This window comes from Paenibacillus sp. FSL R7-0272 (genome assembly GCF_037969905.1).
In the GTDB taxonomy this organism is placed as follows: domain Bacteria; phylum Bacillota; class Bacilli; order Paenibacillales; family Paenibacillaceae; genus Paenibacillus; species Paenibacillus polysaccharolyticus.
This window is the reverse complement of sequence record NZ_CP150221.1, coordinates 6,445,949-6,470,572: the sequence shown is the minus strand read 5'-3', so window position 1 is coordinate 6,470,572 and position 24,624 is coordinate 6,445,949. Positions and strand designations below refer to the sequence as shown.

17 protein-coding genes are annotated in these 24,624 nt (G+C 44.5%); 15 read left to right on the top strand and 2 right to left on the bottom strand.

Features of this window, described 5'->3' with window-relative positions:
- The first annotated feature begins 63 nt into the window (after window positions 1-63).
- From MKY23_RS28250 to MKY23_RS28200, 11 genes are all read left to right on the top strand, one after another.
- Window positions 64-1,149: a 5-methyltetrahydropteroyltriglutamate--homocysteine S-methyltransferase gene (locus MKY23_RS28250; RefSeq protein ID WP_154985173.1), complete on the top strand. Its 1,086-nt coding sequence runs from the start codon at window positions 64-66 to the stop codon at window positions 1,147-1,149.
- Between the two features lie 15 nt (window positions 1,150-1,164).
- Window positions 1,165-2,655, top strand: a complete 1,491-nt coding sequence (locus MKY23_RS28245; RefSeq protein WP_154985174.1) for an aldehyde dehydrogenase family protein — start codon at window positions 1,165-1,167, stop codon at window positions 2,653-2,655.
- 329 nt (window positions 2,656-2,984) lie between these two features.
- Window positions 2,985-9,047 (top strand): carboxypeptidase regulatory-like domain-containing protein, encoded by a 6,063-nt coding sequence (locus MKY23_RS28240; protein WP_339834232.1) that lies wholly within the window; start codon window positions 2,985-2,987, stop codon window positions 9,045-9,047.
- Between the two features lie 22 nt (window positions 9,048-9,069).
- Window positions 9,070-9,846, top strand: a complete 777-nt coding sequence (locus MKY23_RS28235) for a class B sortase (RefSeq protein WP_336121525.1) — start codon at window positions 9,070-9,072, stop codon at window positions 9,844-9,846.
- Between the two features lie 145 nt (window positions 9,847-9,991).
- Window positions 9,992-10,696: a hypothetical protein gene (locus MKY23_RS28230; protein WP_261769291.1), complete on the top strand. Its 705-nt coding sequence runs from the start codon at window positions 9,992-9,994 to the stop codon at window positions 10,694-10,696.
- Window positions 10,697-10,764: 68 nt separating this feature from the next.
- Window positions 10,765-11,040 (top strand): hypothetical protein, encoded by a 276-nt coding sequence (locus MKY23_RS28225; RefSeq protein WP_339834225.1) that lies wholly within the window; start codon window positions 10,765-10,767, stop codon window positions 11,038-11,040.
- A 141-nt stretch (window positions 11,041-11,181) separates the two neighbouring features.
- Window positions 11,182-11,592, top strand: a complete 411-nt coding sequence (locus MKY23_RS28220) for a VOC family protein (protein WP_253498920.1) — start codon at window positions 11,182-11,184, stop codon at window positions 11,590-11,592.
- A 240-nt stretch (window positions 11,593-11,832) separates the two neighbouring features.
- Window positions 11,833-13,083, top strand: a complete 1,251-nt coding sequence (locus MKY23_RS28215) for a TerD family protein (RefSeq protein ID WP_339834221.1) — start codon at window positions 11,833-11,835, stop codon at window positions 13,081-13,083.
- Window positions 13,084-13,340: 257 nt separating this feature from the next.
- Window positions 13,341-17,390: an S-layer homology domain-containing protein gene (locus MKY23_RS28210; protein WP_339834218.1), complete on the top strand. Its 4,050-nt coding sequence runs from the start codon at window positions 13,341-13,343 to the stop codon at window positions 17,388-17,390.
- A 260-nt stretch (window positions 17,391-17,650) separates the two neighbouring features.
- Window positions 17,651-17,914 carry a hypothetical protein gene (locus MKY23_RS28205; protein WP_154985181.1) on the top strand — a complete coding sequence of 88 codons (264 nt, stop codon included), beginning with the start codon at window positions 17,651-17,653 and terminating at the stop codon, window positions 17,912-17,914.
- 67 nt (window positions 17,915-17,981) lie between these two features.
- On the top strand, window positions 17,982-18,110 hold the full coding sequence (locus MKY23_RS28200; protein WP_339834212.1) for a hypothetical protein: 129 nt from the start codon (window positions 17,982-17,984) through the stop codon (window positions 18,108-18,110).
- 53 nt (window positions 18,111-18,163) lie between these two features.
- On the opposite strand, the gene MKY23_RS28195 is transcribed toward MKY23_RS28200, so the two are convergent.
- Window positions 18,164-18,403, bottom strand: a complete 240-nt coding sequence (locus tag MKY23_RS28195) for a hypothetical protein (RefSeq protein WP_339834209.1) — start codon at window positions 18,401-18,403, stop codon at window positions 18,164-18,166.
- A 376-nt stretch (window positions 18,404-18,779) separates the two neighbouring features.
- Window positions 18,780-19,541, bottom strand: a complete 762-nt coding sequence (locus MKY23_RS28190; protein WP_339834206.1) for an AraC family transcriptional regulator — start codon at window positions 19,539-19,541, stop codon at window positions 18,780-18,782.
- A gap of 266 nt (window positions 19,542-19,807) precedes the next feature.
- On the opposite strand from MKY23_RS28190, the gene MKY23_RS28185 reads away from it, so the two are divergent.
- The 4 genes from MKY23_RS28185 to MKY23_RS28170 all read left to right on the top strand — a co-directional run bounded on the left by MKY23_RS28185 (window position 19,808) and on the right by MKY23_RS28170 (window position 24,616).
- Window positions 19,808-20,935 (top strand): BMP family ABC transporter substrate-binding protein, encoded by a 1,128-nt coding sequence (locus tag MKY23_RS28185; RefSeq protein ID WP_123063835.1) that lies wholly within the window; start codon window positions 19,808-19,810, stop codon window positions 20,933-20,935.
- 150 nt (window positions 20,936-21,085) lie between these two features.
- Window positions 21,086-22,642 carry an ABC transporter ATP-binding protein gene (locus MKY23_RS28180; RefSeq protein WP_154889729.1) on the top strand — a complete coding sequence of 519 codons (1,557 nt, stop codon included), beginning with the start codon at window positions 21,086-21,088 and terminating at the stop codon, window positions 22,640-22,642.
- Window positions 22,639-23,688 (top strand): ABC transporter permease, encoded by a 1,050-nt coding sequence (locus tag MKY23_RS28175; protein WP_154889731.1) that lies wholly within the window; start codon window positions 22,639-22,641, stop codon window positions 23,686-23,688. Before MKY23_RS28180 ends, MKY23_RS28175 begins: the two co-directional genes overlap by 4 nt.
- On the top strand, window positions 23,681-24,616 hold the full coding sequence (locus MKY23_RS28170; RefSeq protein WP_123063838.1) for an ABC transporter permease: 936 nt from the start codon (window positions 23,681-23,683) through the stop codon (window positions 24,614-24,616). Before MKY23_RS28175 ends, MKY23_RS28170 begins: the two co-directional genes overlap by 8 nt.
- Window positions 24,617-24,624: the final 8 nt, after the last annotated feature.

Below are 24,624 nucleotides of genomic sequence, written 5' to 3'. Positions count from 1 at the left end.
TTACAGGTAATCATTTTGATCATGCTATACTCAGGAAACTAAAAGTTAGAAGGAGATTTTTCTATGATACCATTCCGTAACGATCATGTTGGAAGCTTCCTACGTCCTGCGAACTTGAGTCAGGCGCGTGAACAATACAAAGCTGGCACGATTACATATGAAGAACTAAAAGATGTGGAAGATCAAGAGATCATCCGATTGATTGAGAAACAAAAAGAAAATGGCGTACTCGCTATTACGGATGGTGAGTTTCGCAGAAGCTGGTGGCACTTTGATTTCCTGGGTGGTTTGGACGGTGTAGAGCTGTATGAGGAAATTGATGGACCTAAATTCCATAACATGCAGACTCGCAAGGGCGGAATTCGAGTTGTGGGTAAGGTCGATTTCTCTACGCATCCCTTTGTGGATCATTTTAAGTTTTTGAAAAAACATGCAGGGGACGCCGTGGCAAAACAAACTATTCCAAGTCCGAATATGCTTCTCTATCGATTGGAAAACGGCGCCAACAGCTATACGGATCGGGAGCAATTCCTTCAGGATACGATTGCAGCATATCAAAAGGTCATTCAATCCTTTTATGACGCAGGATGTCGTTATCTGCAATTAGATGATACAGCTTGGGCAGACCTATTCTCAGAGGCTGGTCATGATAAACTGCGCGCTAAAGGGTTGGAACCGGCAGTAGAGTTGAAAACGATGCAACGCATGATTAATGAAACTTTGGCTTATAAACCGGCGGATTTAGTTGTGACGATGCATATTTGTCGGGGAAACTATAAATCCAACTTTTTCTCAACAGGTGGTTACGATTATGCTTCTGAAGTTATTTTTGGAGGCTTAAATGTAGATGGGTTATTTTTAGAATTTGACGATGAGCGCTCAGGTAGTTTCGAGCCATTAAAATATGTGAATCGAACAGATTTGAAAATCGTGCTTGGTTTAATCACATCGAAAACCGGCGAGTTAGAAAATAAAGAGCAGATTAAAGCCCGGATTGCAGAAGCAGCAACTTACGTTCCCCTTGATCAACTTTGTTTGAGCCCACAATGTGGCTTTTCTTCCACCGAGGAAGGCAACATTCTAACTGAAGAACAACAATGGCGTAAACTTCGTTACGTTAAGGAAATTGCAGAGGAAGTATGGAGTTAAGGGAGGGGATTTCATATGACAATTCAAGCAGATCAAGAGACAGTTACAGTTGAAGCCTTCATTAACGGTCAACATGTAAAATCCCTTTCGCAGTTAGCAAAAGAGAATCCGGCCAATCCAACTGAGATCGTAGGTTATTTCCCTGTCACGACCAAAGAACAAGCGGTCACCGCCATTGAAGCGGCGGCAGGGGCTTTTAAAACGTGGAAGCAGACCTCCATTGGTGAACGCATTACTCGGATGCGCAAGGCGATAGAGAAAATTAGAGCAGCGGAGAATGACATTGTGCATTTGCTGTCTAGAGAGCATGGCAAGCCTCTGTATGATGCACATGGTGAAATTTTTGTTTCGCTGATGTGGATGGAGTTTGCTTGTAATGAAGCTGCATCCGTTCTGGCGGACGAGGTTCAGGAGCATGACCATGGTAAAACGATTGTATCCTATGATCCAATCGGTGTGGTGGCAGCGATTAGTCCATGGAACTATCCTATTGCTTTATCTACAATCAAGATCGCTCCTGCCTTACTTGCGGGCAACACGATTGTGCTTAAACCGAGTCCATATGCACCACTGGCGGCGGCGAAGGTGGCAGAGATCATTGCAAGCGAGTTCCCGGCAGGTGTAATCAATGTTGTATATGGTGATGCGGATGTGGGCGTTGAACTGACGAGTCATCCTCTTGTGACGAAAATCGCCTTTACAGGTGGAACTGCAACAGCGAAACATATTATCAAAGCCGCTTCCGAAACGATTAAAGATATGACGCTGGAGCTTGGTGGGAATGATGCAGCGATTTTCTTGGAAAGCTTTGATGTTCAGGATGAGCGAGCGATGCGCCGAATTGTCATCTCTAATTTCTTGACAACAGGCCAAATCTGTATGATTGCCAAACGCGTATATGTACACCGTTCGATTTATGATGCTTTTGTGGAAAAATATATAGAGGCGGCCAATCGCTGGATTCGAATTGGCGATCCTTTTGATCCAAATACGACGGTGGGGCCCGTTAATAATCTGAAGCAGAGAGAGTACGTGAATGGTCTGGTTGAAGATGCGCAAAAGCGAGGGGCCAAGGTCATCCCTCTCGGCCAAATCCTCGATCAAAAGCGGTTTGAACAAGGTTACTACCTGCAACCTACACTTGTTTTGGATTGCGATGTTCATGATCCGATTGTCGTGGAGGAACAGTTTGGTCCGACGGTTCCGGTTCTGCCATTTGACGATGAAGAGCAGGTTATTAAACTGCACAATGAGAGCATATATGGACTTACGAGTTCTGTGTGGGGAAAAGAAGAGGATGCCATCTCTTTGGCACGTCAACTCGAAGCTGGAACAACCATGATTAATACAGCTGCTGTGCAGGGGCTTGATGTTCGGTTCCCTTTTGGTGGCTTCAAGCAATCGGGTATTGGCCGTGAATACGGCGCAGAGGGTATTCTCACGTATACGGAAAAACATGTGATCAACGTTCCGAAGATGCTGGATCTTCCATATATACCTGAATAGAGTTTAATCGAATAACACACCACATCGACAGTGTGCAGGGAATAAATATGATGTGAAATTAGAATTAAACATTGAATGTAGGCTCTTCATTTGCGCTTTGTTTACTGATTGTTAATCAGTAGACAGAGCGCTTTTTTTGCTTACATATAAGATTCTTAACCAATATTATAACGCTATAAATGTAACACATATTTAATGGAGGCAACTCAGTACATATCATCTCTAAAGGGCAAATATACGGGTGGTCAGAATTTGGTTAGACCTCTAATTTATAATGGTCAGGTATGCCAGTTTCGCCATAAATTTTAGAAATGGAGGAGATTCTCGTATTGAAGCAAAGACGCAATGTAGGTAAACCGCTATTGTCCTTATTTCTGGCAATTATGCTTGTTATGCAGACAGTGATGTTCTCCACTGCCGCATATGCAGAGAGTGTACCTAACGATAATGGAATGGGCGCAGTTAGCGAATCTGACTCGATGAGTATGGAAGAACCAACTTCAGTATCCGAGGCAGTATATGATGTACCCAACAATTCCATAATGCTGGCAGCTGTCCCAATGGATAAAACAGCAGTTTTTATGGAATCTAATGTATCCTTTCCGCTGGAGTTGAAGCAAGGGAATGTGGTCATTGATCTGAACGGTATTATTAAGGGACGACAACCATTTACGCTCAAATCGGAAGGGCTCAAGATACCTGTCAATGGAGATGATGCCAATCCAACGAATGCAGATCCTGAGAAATACATTCAAAAGGGTGACTGGATTGAGCTGAAAAGAGAAGATCACTTCAAGGAAGTCGTGCTTCCAACAGCGACCAGAACCTTGTATGCACAGACTGACTCAGGCACTAAACAACTGGGTACTACCTATTTTACTCCAAATAGCATTCGAGTTGTCTTCGATGGTGATGATAACTTTTTCAATGGTGTTGGACGAGGTGTTACTTTCAGTTTCGAAACGACAGCTGATGCAGATGTAACGGGATTGAATTATGGAGATAAAAAGCCTGTCAACATCTTTGGTAGTACATATCAGCTAGAGAATCCAAATGTTACAGCAGAGTACGGTATCACGTTAACCTCGCCTGGAATGATCAGGTGGGATCAATATAGTTATCGCGGAATTCAACCGGCCCAATTCGTAGAAGGCACGATTACTTGGCAGTCAACCGTATCCGCATCCGATCAGTTTGATAAAACGATCAAATTGCCATTAGACGGGAAGACATTTTATACGAATCCCTCAGCATATAATACAAACCCTGGAAATTCACGCGGTATTTATATGGAGGGCTCCTTCAAAGTTAACGATCAGAACGTAGCACCAGTTGTTGGAGCAGACGGATCGCTGACTTACATTTTTCCACAGGGAACAGGTTTGGAACCAAAAGTAGAATATAAAACCTGGATTCCTAAGGAATCGTATTATTACGAGTATCGGAATCCACCAACCAATCTGGGACGTAACCACCGGGATATGAATGGTAAAGTGGAACTGAGACAAGACGATAGCATGCTGGTACAGGCTGGGCTGGAGATGTCCTTTGCTCCCGACTGGATTCAATCCAGTGCTTCATACGATCATGCGAGTGAGACCATTACCTGGAAAGTCACAGTTAACCGATATAACAAAAATGGGTTAAAGGACTTTACGATTACTAACGTTTTACCTGCCGGGCTGAATTTTGTATCGGCTGAATGGCAAGAGGATGGCACCGAATCTGGATTAACACCCATTACACCAGATGCAAATAGTGTGTATAATTTTGGAAATATTAACAGTAAAGTGGATTTATTTATTAAAAGTAAAGTAATAAGTGGTTCCAGCTTCAGAATTGATCCTCGCGCCAACTGGAATTTGGATACAGCGGCTGGTATACAGAACAACGATGTAACGACGGGTAAATGGCCTGTGGCAGTAACGGACGAGGCCATCGTCAACATTGGAGCACATAATTTCACCAAATCAGGTGCTGTTTCTACAGAGGATTATAATCAAGGTAGCATCACGTGGACGGTTAACCTTGCCCCACAATATGCTCTGCCGAATGCAGCAGTATATGATGTCCTCGTACATGGTGGTAGTTTGGACGTCTTGGACAATGCCGTAGATGTAAGTGGTGAAGTGAGTGCAGAAACCATTGCGAAGATCAAAGCAAATGTAACTTCCGCACAGCTTTGGAAGCAGTATAAGGCAGGAACGCTGAAGACGAGTGAAGCCAATCTGACGATGAAGGCAATCCCTTTAACGGTGGATGGTAAAGTGGTGGCGGATTTAATCAAGGTGACTGGATATACGGATAGTTCCGCATCCTTCAGCTTCCGTGCACTGGAGACCAACCCGGACATCCTTTTCAGACAGGACATCAACGTAGGCAAAACAAGTTCTAATCGCGCTTTGCTCATTGATGGTGAGAACGTAAGACAAGCACAAAACAATGCCAATCTTCACCTGCGTATGCTGAACAAGGATATGCTCTTTGCTTCAAGGCCGCTGAAAGTCGATGGCACACTTGAAAATGTTAGCCCAAATAACGTTAACAGTTACATTAGAAACGATAGTAATGATGCATGGACGATTTCTGCTTATGACCGGACAACCAAGACAGTCACCTTCCGTCTAGGGGTAAACATGCCCGGATATAACACAGAAGAAATGGCTAAAGATGGCGGTAATCGAGTCATTAGTAATATGAAGTTAGTGGACACATTGCCTGAAGGCTGGGAGTTTGTTCCTTTTTCCGAAGGTAAAGACTATGAGCTTTGGAAAGGATTTTCCGACAACAGTTCAGGTACAGATTACGGTACGAGAAACGATGCCAAGACCATTATTGAACCAGGCACTGACGCTCATGTCGTAAGCTCCTTCACCCATAATGGCAACGTAGGAACGTTCACTTTCTCTAAACTGGAAAGTCCTTATGTTATCTTGGTGAAGGCAAGACCTTCTAACGAAGCTTTAGAGGAATATTTGAACGAATACACGACGAATGGCACGGACAAGCAAGTGGTATATAACAAAGCTGACCTCCATATGTCTTGGGGTGGAGTAGAAAAGATTGTCTCTGAACAGCGTAAGATTATCGTGCCGATCCAGACTCTGGGCAAGTCGGTAACTAAACCTGTTCCAGGTGTGTTGGAATGGACAGTAAACTATACTCCGCCGTTTAACATGAAGCAGGGCGTTTATCTGGAGGATACCCTGGGTGCAGGCATGAACTTACGTTATGAAGTTAACGGAAAGCTTGTGCTGACATCACCTAGCATGGCCGTCTACCCTGCTAAACTAACAGCTAGTGGTACTCTGGAACGAGGTGAAGCCCTCGACCTGAGCGACCCTAATAGCGAAGTTCAAGTAGAGGTTGCACCAGGTGCAGATGGGACTACCGTCCTCAAATTCAAAATGAACAACCCGAATAAATTTTACCAGTTTGTATACCAAACTGAAGTTGACCCTTCGAAAGCGAAAGCCGGAGACAAAATGGGCAACGAGGTAAAACTGAAGGGCGATGACAGTCTGAGTGCTGTCAGTGCTAGAAGTGAAAGTACACTGGACAGTTCAGACGTAGCAGGTAGTTCAAGCTCCAATGCCTTGTTGCCTCTGAGAAAAGTAGACCCGAATGGAAATCCGCTGAAAGATGTAGAATTTACACTCTATAAAAAAGACAGCGGAACAACAGTGATCAAAGGGAAAACCGATAATTTAGGGAAACTTAATCTTCTATTCCCTGACCCAGGCTACTATGAGCTGAAGGAAACATACATTGATACAAATACTTGGTTGCCTACAACAAAGATTTATCAAGTATATGTAGGTAATACACCGGGAAAACCTCTCTGGGTAGACGGGGTAAAAGTAACCTCGGATCAGCCACTGATTGTGCCAACACCTGCCCAAGGCAAGCTGACCATTACCAATAAGGTAGAAGGCAACGGCAGTGATTCGAACAAAGGGTTTGTATACACTGTGACCTTCACTGGTGAAGGTCAGGACGAAGAGTATGTCTATAAGAAATCGGATAATACGTCTGGAACGCTCAAAAATGGAGACAAGATCGTCCTCAAGCATGGGGAATCTGCAATACTTCCTGCTTTGCCTGCGAATCTGGTCTATACCGTGACTGAGGACGATTATACGACCGTTGATGGCTATACGACCACACCTGATACGAGAGAGCTGTCCGGCTCCATTGTGAACAAAGGTGATCATAAAGCGGACTTCATCAACGAACGAACCGTTAACAAGCTGACTATTAGTAATACGGTCATGGGCAACGGTGGCGATAAGACGAAGGAGTTCGAGTACACCATTCACTTTGAAGAAACAGGCAAAGATGAAAGTTACTCTTACATGAAGTCGGATAATAGTACAGGCACGATCAAGTCTGGCGACACCTTCCGCCTCAAGGACGGAGAGACACTGGATATTTCAGGCCTGCCTAAACATCTGAGGTACACAGTTAGCCAAAAAGATTACACAACCGATGAATACATGACTACTCCTGAGGAACGGTATTATTCCGAAGTGATGAAAGGCATGGATGAAGAAGCTCCATTCACAAACGTGCGCGTTTTGAAGGGCGGACTACTCATCAGCAACACAGTGAAAGGCAAAGACGAAGATAAGAGTAAGCTGTTTAAGTACACCATCACCTTCACAGGTGAGGGATCAGATGAGTCCTACGCCTATGAGAAGTCAGATGGCAGCAAGGGCATGATCAAGAACGGTGATAGCTTCGAGCTTACCGATGGCCAGACACTTATTGTGCAAGGACTCCCTTCATCTCTGGAGTATACGGTAACGCAGGACGATTATACGAAAGATGGTTATGTGACAGACCCTGAACGCTTTGTTCGCACGGGTGTGATTCCGGAGAAAAAAGCGGCTGAAGCTAAATTTAAAAATACTCGCCCTTATCTGGAAGGTGTACTGCGTGACAACAATACAGGAGAAGTCATTCCGAATGCATCCATCACGGTGACTGATCTGAAGACAGGTGAAGAGCTTCAGATTGAGACGAATGAGAAGGGTGAATATGCAGTCCCAGCCGTAGCTGATACGGACTACACGATCACATATACGAAGTTGTATCGGGTAGGCGGGAGAGATGTACCTGTTAAGTTTACACAAAAAGCAAATGTAAACAGCAGTGTTACAGACGAGACCATTCCAGCGGATATCACGGCTGTAGGTATCATTATGCTCAAACAAATGGACGGAACAACAGAGCTATTTAACAGCTTGCATACCAGCCATATGTATATCTACCTGAAAGACAGAGACGGTAATTATATTACGGAAAATGGTCGTCCTAAGGCTTTTCCAATGGCTTCGAACGGAACGTTCTCCGTGGAAGGCTTAAGCGAACAGAAGTACACCATGGAAGTTCGTTATCAAGTGGAGACTGGTGAGGAGTTACTTCTCAAAGTGACGCAACTCGACGTGAAAGCTAACGGGGAGCTGAATATTTCTGAGGAATTAGTTGACCCTTACGGTACGGTCTATGATGAAACTACAGGAAATGCGAGCACGGGCAAGAAAATTGAAGGAGCCAAAGTTACACTGTATTATGCGGATACACAGCGGAATAGAGACAAAGGCCGCATTCCGGGTACAAAAGTAACCCTTCCAGCGGTTCCGAATTTCCCGCCGCACGACAACAAGAGTCCAGAGCAGGATAGCGATGTTAATGGATTCTATGCGTACATGGTATTCCCTGAAGCAGATTACTATCTGGTCGTAACGAAGGATGGATACGAAACGCACACTAGCGGTACGATTTCTGTAGATTTTGACATTGTCAAATACGATGTGCCAATGAAGCCGATCCGTTCAGGTGGTGGCTCCGGTGGTAACAGCGGAGGCAACACTGGCAACAGTGGAACCGGCAACGGCACTCCAGGAACGAGCACTGGCAACAGTGGGACCGACCCTGGTATCCCAGGAATCAACAACGGTACTCCCGGAACGAGCAATGGGAACGGTGGGACCGATAATGGTATTCCAGGAACCAACAACGGTACTCCGGGAACGAATAATGGGAACAGTGGAACAGATAATGGTGTTCCAGGAACCGATAACAGTATCCCAGGAACTGACACTGGCAACAGCGGAACCAATAACGGTACTCCGGGAACGAACAACGACAACAACGGAACCAATAGTGGTACTCCAGGAACAAACACGGGCAACACCGGAACCAACAATGGCAACGATGGAGCGACCAAAGGTGACCAGGTTACGGATAACGTCAGCAACGAGTTGGACGATGCTCCGAAAACAGGAGACAACAGTATATCGCCAATGTTCTATATGATTTTGGCACTGATGTCCTTGATCACGATCGCTTTCTGTCTGCTCGGTAACAAGAAGAAAAAGCACATTTAATGACCGGAAAGGCGGTAAGAACATGAGCAAAACCAAAAAAATTCTTATCGCCATTTCCTCCCTTGTGTTGGTATTCTCTCTCATCGGTATTTCAAGAACGCTGCTGCGAGATTATGCTGAGCAACAGAAAATAGATGAGTTGGCGAACATGTGGGAGGAAGGGTCGAATAAAAACGGAGGGGATGCAATCCCCTCTTTTTTGTTCAGTAAGAAGAAAAAGCGAGTCATGCTTCCTGAATTTCAAGTCCTTTACGAGCGGAATTCGGACATTGTGGGCTGGCTGAAGATTAACGGCACTCGAATTGAATATCCTGTCATGCAAAATCCACAGGATGCGGATTATTATCTGGATCATGATTTCGATAAGAAGGAAACCCAAGGTGGCCTTCCTTTTTTGGACAGGCATAGCCAGATCAGGGGTTCAGATATTTTGCTAATTCACGGACATCATATGAAAAGTGGCTGGATGTTTAAAGACCTAATGAAATACAAGAGTGAAAGCTTTTATAAAGAGCACGCTACATTCGAGTTTAGTACGCTTTACGAAAAGGAAGAGTACGAGATTGTTGCTGTGATTCTATCCAAAGTGTATCGTAAATCAGATGACGTGTTTAAGTACTATCAAATTGGGGATGTACAGACGTCCACCGAGTTTGATTCATATGTTCAGAATATCAAAAAACTCGCTCTTTACGACACAGGTGTAAACGCTCAGTATGGTGATAAACTTGTTGTACTGTCCACATGTGAATATTCGACTGAAAATGGCCGGCTAGCGGTAGTTGCTAAAAAGCGTTAAGGCCGATGACCAGACACCAAATGAATGGGTTTCATCTCGCGTGTCCTCTTTAGAGGACACGTTTTTTTGTGTTATCCCCTGACTTTTAATGAAGTTCCAGGATTGAGGTTAAACGTAGGTGGATTAGAGAGGAGTCTTCTTTATAATGGAGATGAGTGTTATATATGCGAATAAACAAGTAAATATCAGATTCCGGAGAGGGAGTTGTAAAGTGCCGATAGAGAATCAAGCGAATATGTTGACGACTAGAGTAGAATCTATTCTTTATTATGCCGAACCGTTCTTAACCAGTGAACATAGAGCAGGCTGGATCGGCGGTAATGCACCTGAGTTTTTTGACGACCAATCTGAACTCATCCACGAAGGTAACCAAAAGTATGCTTTTTATCTGAGCCTTAACCATCCCTTCAAACCAGAGAGCATGATCTCGATCTTTATCCCTGAAAATCGTGAAAGCTATCTGGAAAATAACATCTATCCTGATTGCTCGATCAAGGTGATTGAACATCCTGTTTCAGCAGAAAGCATCCAGGGGTCTTTTACTCACAAAGATCTGATAAGACACTCCATCTCACACGGAGAAAGAAGCATGGACGAAGAATCCATGGAGCAGCCCTTTTTGATTAAGGTGGGCGGTAATCCGAGACTGATTCAGGATGAAGACTATTATTTCGCAGAACTCAAGAAAGAGTCACTATCATTCTTTTTCCAAGTCGATGAAGATGGTTATCCCGATACATTGATTCAAGAGGATGGCAATTATCCATTTGGTTTTGGTTCGCTATATATTTTCGCCAAAATGGGAACTGAAATAGAACACCCTGTAGCCGGTTTCTGTCAGTTTTCTTAAGTGCAATAGACGAATTTTTTAAGTGCAATAGAAGAAAATCGGAAGTTATGAGAGGAAGAGTGATCATCGTGAGGTACACCGAATATGTCCGCATAAAAACAGGCAGTGCCCAATCTGTAGGGATGTTTGGCAATAACATTTATGCATATGAGATTTTAACCGGCATAACAGACTCCCCGGAGTACCATCAAGTTTCGAAGGAAGAGTTCGACTCGTTCGAAGTGTGGTCTGAGGATCATACAACGAATAATAAAAAATTATATGAAATCCTTAACCGTCCTGTTCTCTGCAGCGGTTATTTGGGGAGAGGCGAATTGGATAAGTCGCTGCTTCGTGATATGTAAGTCCAAAGAGTACCTATAAACGCTACTGACATTACGTTGTCAGTGGCGTTTTTTTATAATCAGATCAGTACAGCAAGGGAGACAGGTAAGTAACAAGATTTAGGGATAAATAATGTAGAAAATTAGGGAGGATGATCTGTTATGAATTTTGCTTCTGTACGTATCATTACTGACAATGTAGAGGGTCTTGTGGCGTTCTATGAACACGTTCTTGGGGTTACAGCGGAGCGCCCTGCGCCTGTATTTGCAGAGTTTGTTTTACCATCATGCATACTTGCCATCGGGCACACCCAGACCACAGCATTATTTGGAGTGGATGCTACCAATGCATCCTGGGCCGTGAACCATCCAGTCATTTTGGAGTTCCATGTTGCTGATATCGAAGCGGAATACGTGCGCCTGAAAACATACATTCATGATTGGGTGCAACAACCAACCACAATGCCTTGGGGAAACCGCTCAATGCTATTTCGTGATCCGGATGGCAACATGGTAAACTTCTTTCAACCGATAACCAAAGAAGCGATTCAACGATTAAATGATAGACATTAACCTGTAAATATACGCATAAAAATCAGCTCACGTCTTGTTTACGATTTTCAATAAATCAGTAGACAGGGCGTTTTTAAATCTGTATTTGGCGGAAAAAAGCAACTCATAACTACGGCAGCGATTCAGCTCCTAAGTATTTCCTTCTTGTGGTAATATAAGTGAGTCAGTACATATTCTGCGCTTTGGGAACGAAAAGATCAGCTTGAGTACGAGACATCAATGGATAGGGAGTGATTTTGAATGAGTCAGTTTCTTCAGATGGGAGCAAATACAACTTTAAGTGCGGCAAAAGGGAGTATCAAGATTAGCCACGAGATTTCTACTCTCATCGATGTTTCACTAACGGCCTTCCTTTTAACGGAGTCCGACAAGGTGCAAGGAGATAGCGGGATCATTTTTTACAATCAACCAACAAGTTCCACAGGTGTAGCCACTCTTTTACCATCCGAGCAAGCAGGCAATACCAAAGTACATAGAATTGATTTCGATATGGATAAAGTTCCTGAAGGGATAACCAAAATAGCTATAACACTGACAGAGGATCATAACACAGGATTTTCGAATGTGAAAAATCTGACAGCTGAAATATGTACTGATAATACAGTTATTCAGTTATCTCCCTCCAGCTTCACGAACGAAAATGGAATCGTAGTTCTGGAATTATATCTAAGAAATGGACAAACCAAGGCAAAATCAATCTGGCGCGGATTTAATTCAGGGCTTGAAGGATTGTGTAAAAACTATGGTGTTGAGGTTGAAGCGGACGAACCAAGCAAACCTGCTGAGCCTCACATTACTCCAAATCCATCACCAAAAGTGTCTGATTCACTGAGTGGAGCTACTGCTGATCAGACAAATACTCAATCATCTAAATCATCATTAAATCTTCAAAAGGTAACGGGTAAGATTAACCTCGAAAAAGGGCAAAAGTCAGTACTCATAGATAAAACACCAGAGATTACAGCTACAGTATCATGGGAGACTGGAACGGATTATGATATCTACGCTTTGGTCTACACCAAGGATGGTAAGCAGATTGATGTAGCTATGTTTGGTGCGAAGGGCGTACCGCCACTTCAAAGCTTTGGTAACGGTGCTGTGGAACATAAGGGTGATGTGGGGAGAAGCAATCAAGCCATTAAGACAGAGGTGATCAAATTAAGATTAAGAGATGATATCCTCGCGGTTGTTCCTGTCGTTTATTCAGCTCAGTCCAATGGGACGGGTTCTTTCTACAGATACAAGGTCTCGATGAGTATAGATAATCATGAGGGAACCTCTGTTACGATCTCGGCTAAGAATGCTAATAACAATGATAAGATATATACCTGTGTACCAGGAATACTGTATAACACACCAGACGGTGTAATCATAAGCCCATTGGAGCTCTATAGTAAACCGAATTCAGAGTTCAGGCCCAAGCTCAAGATGGGATCTTCCAAAATGGTAGAAGTGATCATGGATAAAGGGCCGATGAATGACTATAAGTAGTAAAATGGTTCGTTCAAGTGTGGGTAAAGAGATAAAGCTCAAGCAGAAAAGTGGCTTGGGCTTTTAGCTTTTGATTATAACTCTAGCGTAGCTCAGGAAAAACATCCGGGGAGTTTTATACAAGATTACTAGTTAGTTTCCATGCTTTGTGATTGGGTACATTATTTTATTTGTCGAAAAATGAAAAAATTTGGAGATTGCATGATATACTTGCGATAGCGTCGACACGAGTGTAATAGAATAAGGGGGGAAATGGATTGAACATACATAATGTATTCAACAAACGAGGACAAAAGATTATCAGCATCTTCTTAGTTTTTCTGCTTTTGCTGGGAGGAATAACACCTGCTGGTGTGGGTGCTACTCCGATTCAGCAGGGAACATGGCAATTTATTGATGATGGGGGAATTAAAAGTTCTTCATCAAACAATGCAAACTATCGAGGTTCAAGCGCTGCATTGTTCGATGGCCAGTTGTATGTGACGTTCATAGAACAAGTTACAGGGATGATGGGCAGTGGAAATACTGCTCGTGTTCGTGTAATGACCCAAATCAATGGTACCTGGGAAGCCGTTGATGGCGGAACGGGAATTAATATGGATAACAGCCAAACCGCAAGTAGTCCATATATCACTGTTCATAATAATGAATTATATGTGATCTGGCATGAACAAAGTGCGGGTAACAATAAGGGGATTTATGTAAAAAAACTCCAAAATGGTACTTGGACATCGATAACAGGTGGTATCGTAGCAGGGCCGAGTACGACACTAAATACAGGAAACTATATGTTAGTGTCCTACAATGGAGATCTTTATGCATCATATAAAGAGTTTAACGGTGCACAATACGTGAATAAATTAAAAAGGTATACGGGAACATCGTGGATCGATGATCAACCGATCGCGTCTCTTCAATCCAATGGTGGAGTAAATACTCAGACTTTTGCAATCTATAATGGCTCACTCTATATGGGATGGACAGAGCAAATGAGTAGTAGTCCATATTACTATTATGCTGTTGTATCTAAGCGTACAGCTAATGGAAGTTGGATTAATGTATCGGGTAATGCTGGCATAGCTGATTCAACGAGTTCTCAAGTATCCATTTCCCTCCAAGAATATAAAGGTAAGTTGTATGCGGCATGGCGGAACGATCCTACGGCTATTCGTCTAAAAGCTTATGATGGCCATACTTGGGAACCAGTAGGAGACAGCGTAGTTCCTACAACTTTAAATCAGTCAGCCTCTATGCCGTTCCTATCGGTTGTGGACAATCAATTACTTGTGCGCTGGATGATGAATTCTCAGATGAAAGCTGCTTTGTATGATGGAACAACATGGACGGATGCTAGTAGTGGATTGAATGGTCAGAGCTCAGATGGTTCTGCGTCTACACTCATACCTGATTCAAGTGGTAAGTCCATCTATATGCTCTGGTCAAGTTCATCCAAAGTTAGAGCAGCTACGTACACACCAGCACCTTCTATCCAAGTCCCCGCTGGCTTACAGGCACAGCGTAATGGAAAATCAGCTCTATTAACCTGGACAACTGATTCTTCCGTACTGTCGTACAAAATTTATAAAGGTACACAAACTGGTGTTTATGATACGTCTCCAGTTGCTACTGTAGATAGTACAGATGGAATGTATACCATTCCTGATTTGGAACCTGGGCACACCTATTATTTTGCCATTAAAGCCAGCACATCGAACGGAGATAGCCCCTACTCATCCGAGGTTAGTGTGGCGATTCCAGCACAGGTTCCTCTACTGACTAATCCTGTTCTGGTACCTGGGAGCAAGCCTGGAACGATTAAGGTTTCTAATTTGTCTCAACAGTTTGGGTATAGTTATACATTTTCGGTTGCTGGTGCATTACCACGTCCATTAGTAGGCGATAAAAATACAACATATTATACAATTCCGCTAAATTCGGATCAGGATATTGAAGTTGGCGGTAATTCAAATATGACAATTGTCCAGCTTGAGGATGATAACAGTATTGTAAGCTGGAACGACTTCCCAATCGATAGCAGTGTTGTTGCTAAGTCTGTGCCATTGCTTAGTGATATTACAGTCAAGGCAGGTGAGGTGCCTAATACTGCAAAGATCACTGTATTGCCCGATTCATCGACGTATAAATTTGCAGTAGGTGGATCAGATGAATATAAACGTCCGGTTACAGGTAGCAAGGCAACTACGCTTGGATATTCCCAGCTGGTCTCGCTGGACAGTCCATTCCCTGCTACATCCGAACAGTATGTATATGTCGTACAGGTGAACAGTGATGATGTCATTACAGGGTGGACGCAAATTGCAATGGATAGCAATGTAGCTGCTCCTGTGCAGAATCAGCCTGTAGCTGCACAGAGCGAGGTTAAGCTTTCCTGGTCGCCTGTAAATGGTGCAACAGGTTATCAAGTATTTGTAGGTCCATTTCCAGGAATGTATGGAATGCCGGTTGCTGTAGTAGATGGAGCCACGCATGAATACAAAGTAACCGGACTTATGAACGGTTTGAAATATTACTTTGTGATTAAAGCGGTCTCTGGAACCAAAGAGAGTCAGGCTTCCAATGAAATGAGTGCTACTCCTGCACAGCCACCACAATCGGGTGCACCGGTGCTGAGTGGACTCATGTTGACACCTTTGCAGTTAAGTCCTGCATTTTCACCAGATGTAACAAACTACACCGCCAATGTGACCAACTCAGTTAGCAGTATAAATGTAAGAGCAGCTGTAACGGATACTGTATATACAGTAACAGTAAGCGTCTATAATGCTAACGGAGTTGTGGTGGCTGGGCCATACACTTTGTCAGGCGATAACTTGGCTCCTGATCTGCCGATTGCCGTAGGGACAAGCACCGTTAATGTAACGATCTCAGCTCAGGATGGAAGTGCACGCACGTATAGTATTATCGTTAACCGTGCTCAAGCCGATTCTGGCAATTCCGGTTCATCCGGCGGCAACTCCGGTGGAGGTACGGGCTCTAACGTTCCATCTACAACCATACCAACTACACCTGTACCTTCTAATTCCGGCCTGCGTGTTGTAGTCGATGGAAAAGTATATGAGCAAATTGCTACTGGAAATATCCAAACCATTGGTGGACGTACAACCATGGTAGCAACGATTGATTCTTCAAAGCTGGCAGATCAGTTGCAACAGTCGAATGGACAGCCGATTATCATCATTCCGGTATCAGATAAAAATGTTCAACAGGTATCCGTTGTACTGACCGGCGAAACGGTAAAGACCATGGAAAATAAACAGGCGATTATGGAAGTACAGTCTGCAAACGGTAACTATCGTCTGCCAGCAGGTCAGGTGAACATTGATAAATTATCTCAAACCCTGGGCTCATCCATTAAGCTGTCTGATATTGTAATTCATGTGGAAATTGGTACTAGCTCCGATGCTGTAGCTCAGCAGGCTCAGCAATCTGCTTCACAGCTGCAATATACACTGGTAGTGAAGCCCGTTTCCTTTGAGGTATCCGCTTCGTATAGCGGTAAAACTGTAAAAGTAGATCAATTCAATCAGTACGTCGAGCGTGAAATTCCACTGCCGGATGGTGTAGATCTATCCAAAGTGACCACAGCTGTCGTGCACAATGCAGACGGTACCGTTCGTCATGTGCCTACTTTTGTCACTTCGCGTGACGGCAAATACTTTGCGGTAATTAATAGCCTGACCAACAGTGATTATTCACTCATCTGGCATCCAAAAACGTTTGCCGATGTGACTGGCAAATGGTCGGAGCAAGCGGTTAAAGATATGGCATCACGTATGATCGTAAACGGAGTGGATTCGGATCATTATAATCCGGATGCCCAGGTGACACGTGCTGAACTGGCATCAATTATGGTTCGTGCACTTGGACTGGCAGAGAACGGAGAAGGTACCTCCTTCAAGGATGTAGCGGCGGCTGACTGGTATGCTGGAGCTGTTGCCCAGGCATCTGATTACGGTCTGATTCAAGGATATGCAGATGGTAGCTTTGGGCCAAATCAGACAATAACACGCCAGGAAGCACTTGTTATGCTTACTCGCGCCATGAAACTGACTAATCAAGAGACCAAAGCAGTCGATACGGCAAGTGTTCTCGCACCCTTCGCTGATCATACTTCCATAGCAGTATGGGCGCAGGATGCGGTTGCAACTGCTGTATATAGTGGTCTAGTTCAAGGAAACAGCGAAGGACTGGCACCGACACAGAACTTGAGTCGTGCTGAAACCGCAGCAATTATCCAACGCTTGCTCATTCAAGCCAAGCTAATTGACGGAGCAACCAAGTCATAATGTAATAATGGTTGAACAAAAGTAAAGCCTTAGAATTCGTTCTAAGGCTTTTTTTGTTCAGTATATTGCTTTGTTAATTCACGTTTGTAGATCGGGCACAAGTATATTTTAATTTTATATAGAAGCGGGAATTTTTGTAGGGCTAGGTAAAGTTTACTTAAGATATTCATTGCCTATATCCCGCATCATTTCGAGTGGTATCCTTTTCTTATGTCAGATGCGCACCTGATGAATCTTAATTGAGAAAAGGAGAAGAAGAGATGAGTAAGGACCACATGATTCGTTCGATGCTATCTGAAAACGTAAATATGACGTCGAATGGATGTATCGCCGATCAATTAAACCTGGAAGAGTTTGCTGAGTGCTACGAGCTATTTTTTGACAAGATCATGGAAATTCATGTATCCGAACTCAAGGGAATAGAGGGCTACGGTGAGTTTGATGAGGAATGCAGAACAGAATACGGAAGTTGTAAAGAATTTCTGATCGGAACATTTGCAGAACATCAAGAGGGCCGAAGATGATTTATACTTTGGAGTGGTGCAGTTTCCATTACGGCTTATTCAGTACAGGGAAGGAAAGTTTCATTGCATGATGAAGAAGGGATTGCTCGCTTCGTTGAAACAACGCATAACAAATGCCTATCCCTCCATCATTGTATTAAAAGAAAATGCCGAGTATAAAAGATTCATGAAACATTTCGGCAAATTCGGAAAATGACATTCTTTCTTTGTAATCTACAAAGTTTAGTTGTGAAGCAAAAGTTGTGAAGTTTATCCTACGCCATCACTTTCTAACAAGGAGTAAAAATTATCGCGGTCCTCATCATCGAATTTGCCAAGCGTCCGCACCTTGACCATTTCATGCCCGCCAAACAGGTCGATCTCTTCGCCATAACTGTTGTAGAGAGCAATCATATTTCCATCCTGATTTATCTCCATATACCCGTAACAAGTTGCCTCAGGCACTTCGCCATAAAAGAGAGAAAACTGGATTTTATCCACGCTGTTCATGTCGAGCTCCTTTCTGAATTCCTCATCATTCTGAACAATATTTTACGTGATACTTGATGAGTTGAAAAAAGTGATATTGCCCTGCATATCCGGAAATTCATTACTGTATAGAAAGCATAAGGGGGGCTCACTCGTTATATCGCTCATTCGCACATTATTTCTTGACAGGAAGGGATTTGGTGAGTACTATAGCGTGCCGGTTTTTAGAAGGTCTATCCATAAAAATAAGAACAATCTCACGTCCTGTTTACGGTTATCAACAAACCAGTAGATAGGGCGTTTTTCGTTCGTTAAGTTGAACGTAGCAACAGGCGAGGTATAACCCCAAAAAAGCATCTGGCACCCTCACTCTCTCACAGAGCAAAAATCAAGGGTGCTAGTTGTTCGTGATCTGCAAGTTTTTGCGATAGGAGCGCGGGGTTGTACCAGTCTCTCTTTTGAACATGTTGCAGAACTGAGCATCATTCACGAATCCCGCCTCGGCTGAGACATCGGAGATGGACATCTGTGTGCTGGCAAGAAGGTGCTTGGCGTAGTCCAGGCGTTTAATTAGCATATATCGAGAAGGGGAGGCTCCGTATTTCTCTTTGAACAGATGCCGGAAGCGATCATAGCTATATCCGGACATGTTCGCTAACATCTCGATGGAGAGACGTTGTGTGAAATGTTCATTTATATATGAAAGCACATGTTGGAGTCGATCTCCGGAGAACAGAGGGTACATGCTGTTACCTCCACGATGGAGCAAGTGCAGTAACATATGGTGTAGACGGTCGTTCAGGTAGTCCTGAGCACCTTCACCCCGCCGTGTATATTCCGTGTTCAACTGTAGCATGTAGTTATAGATGTTATGCTCCCGGTCATCCTGATGCATGCCTTGCAGCTCGGCAATTTCGGACAGATCCGTCTGAAATCCAACAAAAAGTACCTCAGCGTCCCCGCGATGATCCTCATCATGCTGTTGGTGTGGCGGAATAAGTGCATAGGTTCCAGCTTGAAAATGGTAGTTATGCTCTCCAATCATGGATGTCCCGTTCCCTTTAAAATAATATACCAACTCATAACATTCATGGCGATGAGGGATGATATGTGTGAACCGGGCGTGTTCGGCTCTGACAACATATAGAACTTGATCCATTATTGTTTCCCCCTAATTTCGACAATTAGCCGAATCGTACAAAAAAGCGACCGAAATCATATAAATATAATGGCTTGATTTTGTTATGATCATACTCATAAACGAATGTTAAATGAAAGTAATCGTTTTTACGTTCGGTTATAGCAGAAAAGAAAACGCATTACAATTCAGAATTAGGTTTTAATTTACATGATTTATAAAGCTGGGCTGTAAGCACGACAGATTATCCATGATTTTAACAACAAACAGGGGTGTGAGTAAAGAACATGAAGAAGAATGCGTTGGTAATTTGTATGGTAGCGTTGTTGTTGCTTCTGTCCGCATGTGGAGGTAAGAAGGGTACAACAGGTGAAACGGGTTCAGCAGGAACGGGGAATGGCGGTGAGCAGACCAATCAACTGAAAGTGGTATTGCTGATTCCAGGTACACTGGGAGACAAATCCTTCTTCGACGCTGCTAATCATGGTCTTGAGCTAGTTAAGTCCGAACTGGGCGCTAAGACCAAGGTCATTGAAATGGGTGCAGACAAAACAAAGTGGGAGCCAACGTTTAACGATATTTCTGCTGAGGACTGGGACATCGTCATTTCTGGTGGCTCTGAAATTACAGAAATGTTTAATGCTGCTGCGGAGCAGCATCCGGATAAAACGTTCATTAACTACGATACAGACATCGAGGATGCCCCGGCCAATGTATATAATATGTCCTATTCTACTAATGAAGTATCCTTCCTGGCGGGAGCGGTTGCGGCGCTCACGACCAAGTCGGACATGCCAAATGCAAACAAGGACAACCTGATCGGTTTCCTGGGCGGGATGGACATTCCCGGTATCAATGCTTTTCTCGTCGGTTACATTGAAGGAGCTAAGTACGTAGATCCAAATATTAAGGTCGCTGTATCTTATGCTGGTGATTTCGTCAATCCGGCCAAAGGAAAAGAACTTTCCCTTATTCAATATAACTCGGGAGTTGACGTGATTTTTAACGTAGCGGGCGGTACAGGCCTGGGGATTTTTGATGCAGCCAAGGAAAAAACCAAGTATGCGATCGGCGTGGACTCGGACCAGGCTGCGTTGCTCAAAGAGACAGACCCTGCCAAAGCTAACCTTATCATTACTTCTGCGATCAAAAAGATCGACACTTCGATTTTGGAAGCCGTGACCCAGGCGAAAGAGGGCAAGCTGGAGACAGGAAAGCGCCAGGTGATGGGCTTTGTCGAGAACGGTGTTGGTATTGCGGAGAATGACATCTATACAAGTGTATTCCCTGCTGATCTGCAAGCGAAAGTAGAAGAGATCAAGAAGAAACTTGAAAACAAAGAGATTAAGGTATCCAATGCGATGGGCATGGAAACCTCAGAGATCGAAGCGATCCGTAATAGCGTGAAGCCATAAGATAAGCATAAACATTCGTTTACTGGATAGGATCATCGGAGTGAAATAACCGAGTGTATGTTGTACAGCTGGAGATGTAGTCATGATCATTGATGCATTTTCGGCTGTACATTTTTTGTGCACATTGCTAGTAGAGAGGAGCAACCCGACATGTCCGGCGCACTGTTGGAAATGCGTAATATTTCAAAGGTTTACCCCAATGGGGTGGTCGCTAACAAGAATGTTCAGTTCTCCTTGCAGGAGGGAGAGATTCATGCCATCGCCGGGGAGAACGGGGCGGGCAAGTCTACATTGATGAAGATGATGTTTGGCATGGAAGAGCCGAGCGAAGGCGAGATTTTGTTAAAAGGAAAACAGATCAAGCTTGGCAACCCTCAGGATGCTATTGCACTTGGAATTGGTATGGTGCATCAACACTTCATGCTCGTTCCTTCCTTCACCGTGGCTGAGAATATGGTGCTCGGCATGGAGCCGAGACGCGGTGTGGGCATTCATTATGCAGAAGCTGTCCGCATGACGGAGGAAACGGCGCGCAAGTACAATCTGTCCGTGAATCCAAGGGCCAAGGTTGAGGATTTGAGCGTAGGGATGAAGCAAAAGGTAGAGATTTTGAAAGCTCTGCTACGTGGTGCAGAAATACTCATTCTGGATGAGCCTACAGCCGTACTAACTCCACAGGAGACAGAAGAGTTGTTCCGAGAGTTGAAGCTGCTGAAAGAAAAAGGACATACGATTGTGTTTATCTCGCACAAGCTGAAAGAAGTGAAAGCGATCTGCGATAGAATTACCATTTTGCGTGGCGGACGTACCGAGGGTGTGCTTAACATTGCAGATGTGACAGAACAGGAAATATCACGGCTAATGGTTGGACGGGATGTTGTGCTTAAGTATGACAAGACGCAGAAGAATTATGGTGAGCCTGTACTGTCTGTGCAGAATTTAGGGGCAGTTGATCCCGAAGGCAAGGCACTGTTGTCGGATATCAGCTTTCATGTTCGTGCAGGAGAAATTGTCGGGATTGCTGGTGTAGAAGGCAATGGGCAAAGTCAGCTCGTAGAAGCACTGACTGGAAGCTTGGGGAACCGCTATGCAGGCGGCAAGGTCGAAATGAAGGGAAAGGATATTCATTCACTCGGTATCCGCGAGATTCGTGGGCTCGGCGTCTCCTACATCCCGGAAGACCGGATGCGCCAGGGGTCAGCTGGTGAGGCAAGTATTGCAGACAATCTGATCTCCACCCGGTACCGTTCGAAATTGCTGAATAGAGGGCCGCTCCTTAGTATGTCATCCATTCAAAAGCTGGCAAGTTCTCTGGTGGAGGAATTCAAGGTTCGTTGCTCCGGCCCGTCACAGCCAATCGGTATGTTGTCAGGAGGCAATATGCAAAAGGTAGTCGTTGCCCGTGAGTGCTCAACCGAACCGGATCTGCTCATAGCAGAGCAACCTACGCGGGGGGTGGACATTGGAGCGGCACAGTTTATCCATCAGAAGTTGCTGGAGCTACGGGATGCGGGCTCTGCAATTGTGCTTGTATCGGCTGATCTGAATGAAATTCTGGAAATGAGTGATACACTGCTTGTGTTATATGACGGCAAGATTGCCGCCCGGTTGGATTCGCCGTCAAGCGTCAGCGAAGAGGAGCTGGGTCTCTACATGCTTGGGATTCGTGAGCAGCAGGAGCAGTATGAGGAGGAGGCTTCCCCATGATCCGATTAAAATATTTTGAAGTATACCGCACGGCAGCAGTCATTCTTATTTCTTTAGCTATTGCATTTATTATTATCTCTCTGGTGAGCAGCCAGCCTGTAGAGACTATCCGCATCTTCCTGTTTGAGCCGCTGTCCACCTTAAGCCGCATGGGCAATGTTGTGGAAATGGCAATTCCGCTCATGTTTACAGGGCTGTCGGTGTCACTCCTATTTAAAACGAACATGTTCAATTTGGGCGCTGAAGGTATCTTCTATATCTCAGGCATTGTTGCTGCCATTCTGGCTATTCATCTAAGCATGAACGGAATTATGCACCCGATCGTGGCGATTGGAGCGGGTTCGATTGTGGGTGCACTACTCTCAGCTATTCCCGGTTATCTAAAGGCCAAATGGAATGCCAATGAACTGGTCACATCACTGATGTTTAATAGCATCTTTTTTGGAATTGGCTTGTATCTGTTGAATTATCACCTGCGGGATGCCAAGGCGTTCTCGAATGTATCTTATAAATTTGCCGAGACGGCACAGCTGGACAAAATAATGCCAGGCACACGGCTGCATACCGGACTGATCATTGTGCTGGTGTTGATTGTTCTTGCTCATTATTTCATGTATCGCACGAAGTGGGGATATGAGCTGCGCATGACGGGAGCCAACCGCGAATTTGCTGGATACTCCGGTATGAAAACAGCAAAAGTCATCATTCTGGTGCACCTAATTGCAGGTTTTATTGCCGGTATGGGTGGTTCGGTCGAAGTGCTGGGCATGTATAATCGCTTTCAATGGACGGCATTGCCGGGATATGGACTGGATGGTGCACTTGTGGCCATGCTTGCCAAGAACAATCCTCTTTCCGTCATTGGTGCCGCACTCTTCCTCGCCTATATTCGTATCGGTGCGGACCTGATGGCTCGTTTGTCGGATGTGCCTTCCGAGATGATTTCCATTATTCAAGCAGTCATTATTTTGCTGATCTCTGCGGAGCAGTTCTTGAAATTCTGGAAGAATCGGATGCTGCTGAAGGAGGCCAAACTGCATGAATAGCCTGCTGAACGTCATTTTAACGACGGATTTTGCCTTCTCTGTATTACGGGTTACTACTCCGATTTTGTTCGCGGCTTTAGGTGCATTGATCTCCAATCGAGCTGGGATCATCAACATTGGTATGGAGGGAATCATGCTCGTATCCGCACTGGCGGGGGTTGTTGTCAGCTCATACACGGCCAGTGCCTGGATCGGATTACTTGGCGCAGTGCTGTCGGGTACGGCGATTGCCGGAATGCTTGCTTTCTTCACCCTTAAATTCAAGACGCATATTATTCTCGGCGGCGTTGCCATCAATATGTTTGCATCAGGGGGAACGGTGTTTCTACTGTACTTGCTTAGTGGTGACAAAGGTTCATCTACGTCCTTGCCGAGCAAGGTGTTGCCTAGTATAGATATTCCCCTGTTGCAACAAATTCCGGTGCTCGGACCGATTCTGTCAGGGCACCACATTTTGACATATGCTTCCATTCTAGCCGTTATTGCCGTCTATTATTTATTAAAACGTACGCCACTAGGTCTGCAAATTCGTTCCGTCGGTGAGAATCCGCATGCGGCACAGTCGGTTGGTGTCAGTGTGGTGAAAATTCAGTATATGGCTTTGTTGCTGAGTGGATTCTTTGCCAGTTTGGGTGGTGCCTACATGTCGATGGGATATTTATCTCTATTCACCAGAGATATGATCGCTGGCCGGGGCTGGATTGCCATCGCAGCGGAGTCTATGGGACGCAGTACAACCGTAGGCACAGCCCTGACCTCACTGCTATTCGGTGGAGCGGAGGCACTGGCTAATGCATTGCAGGTGCTCAAGATACCGGCTGAGTTAATCGGTACATTACCTTATGTAGCCACCGTGATCGGACTAATTGTTTATGCGATTGCTGAGACACGTAAGAAGCGGCGTAAACTCGCACAAAAAACGAACTGAGGAGAGAA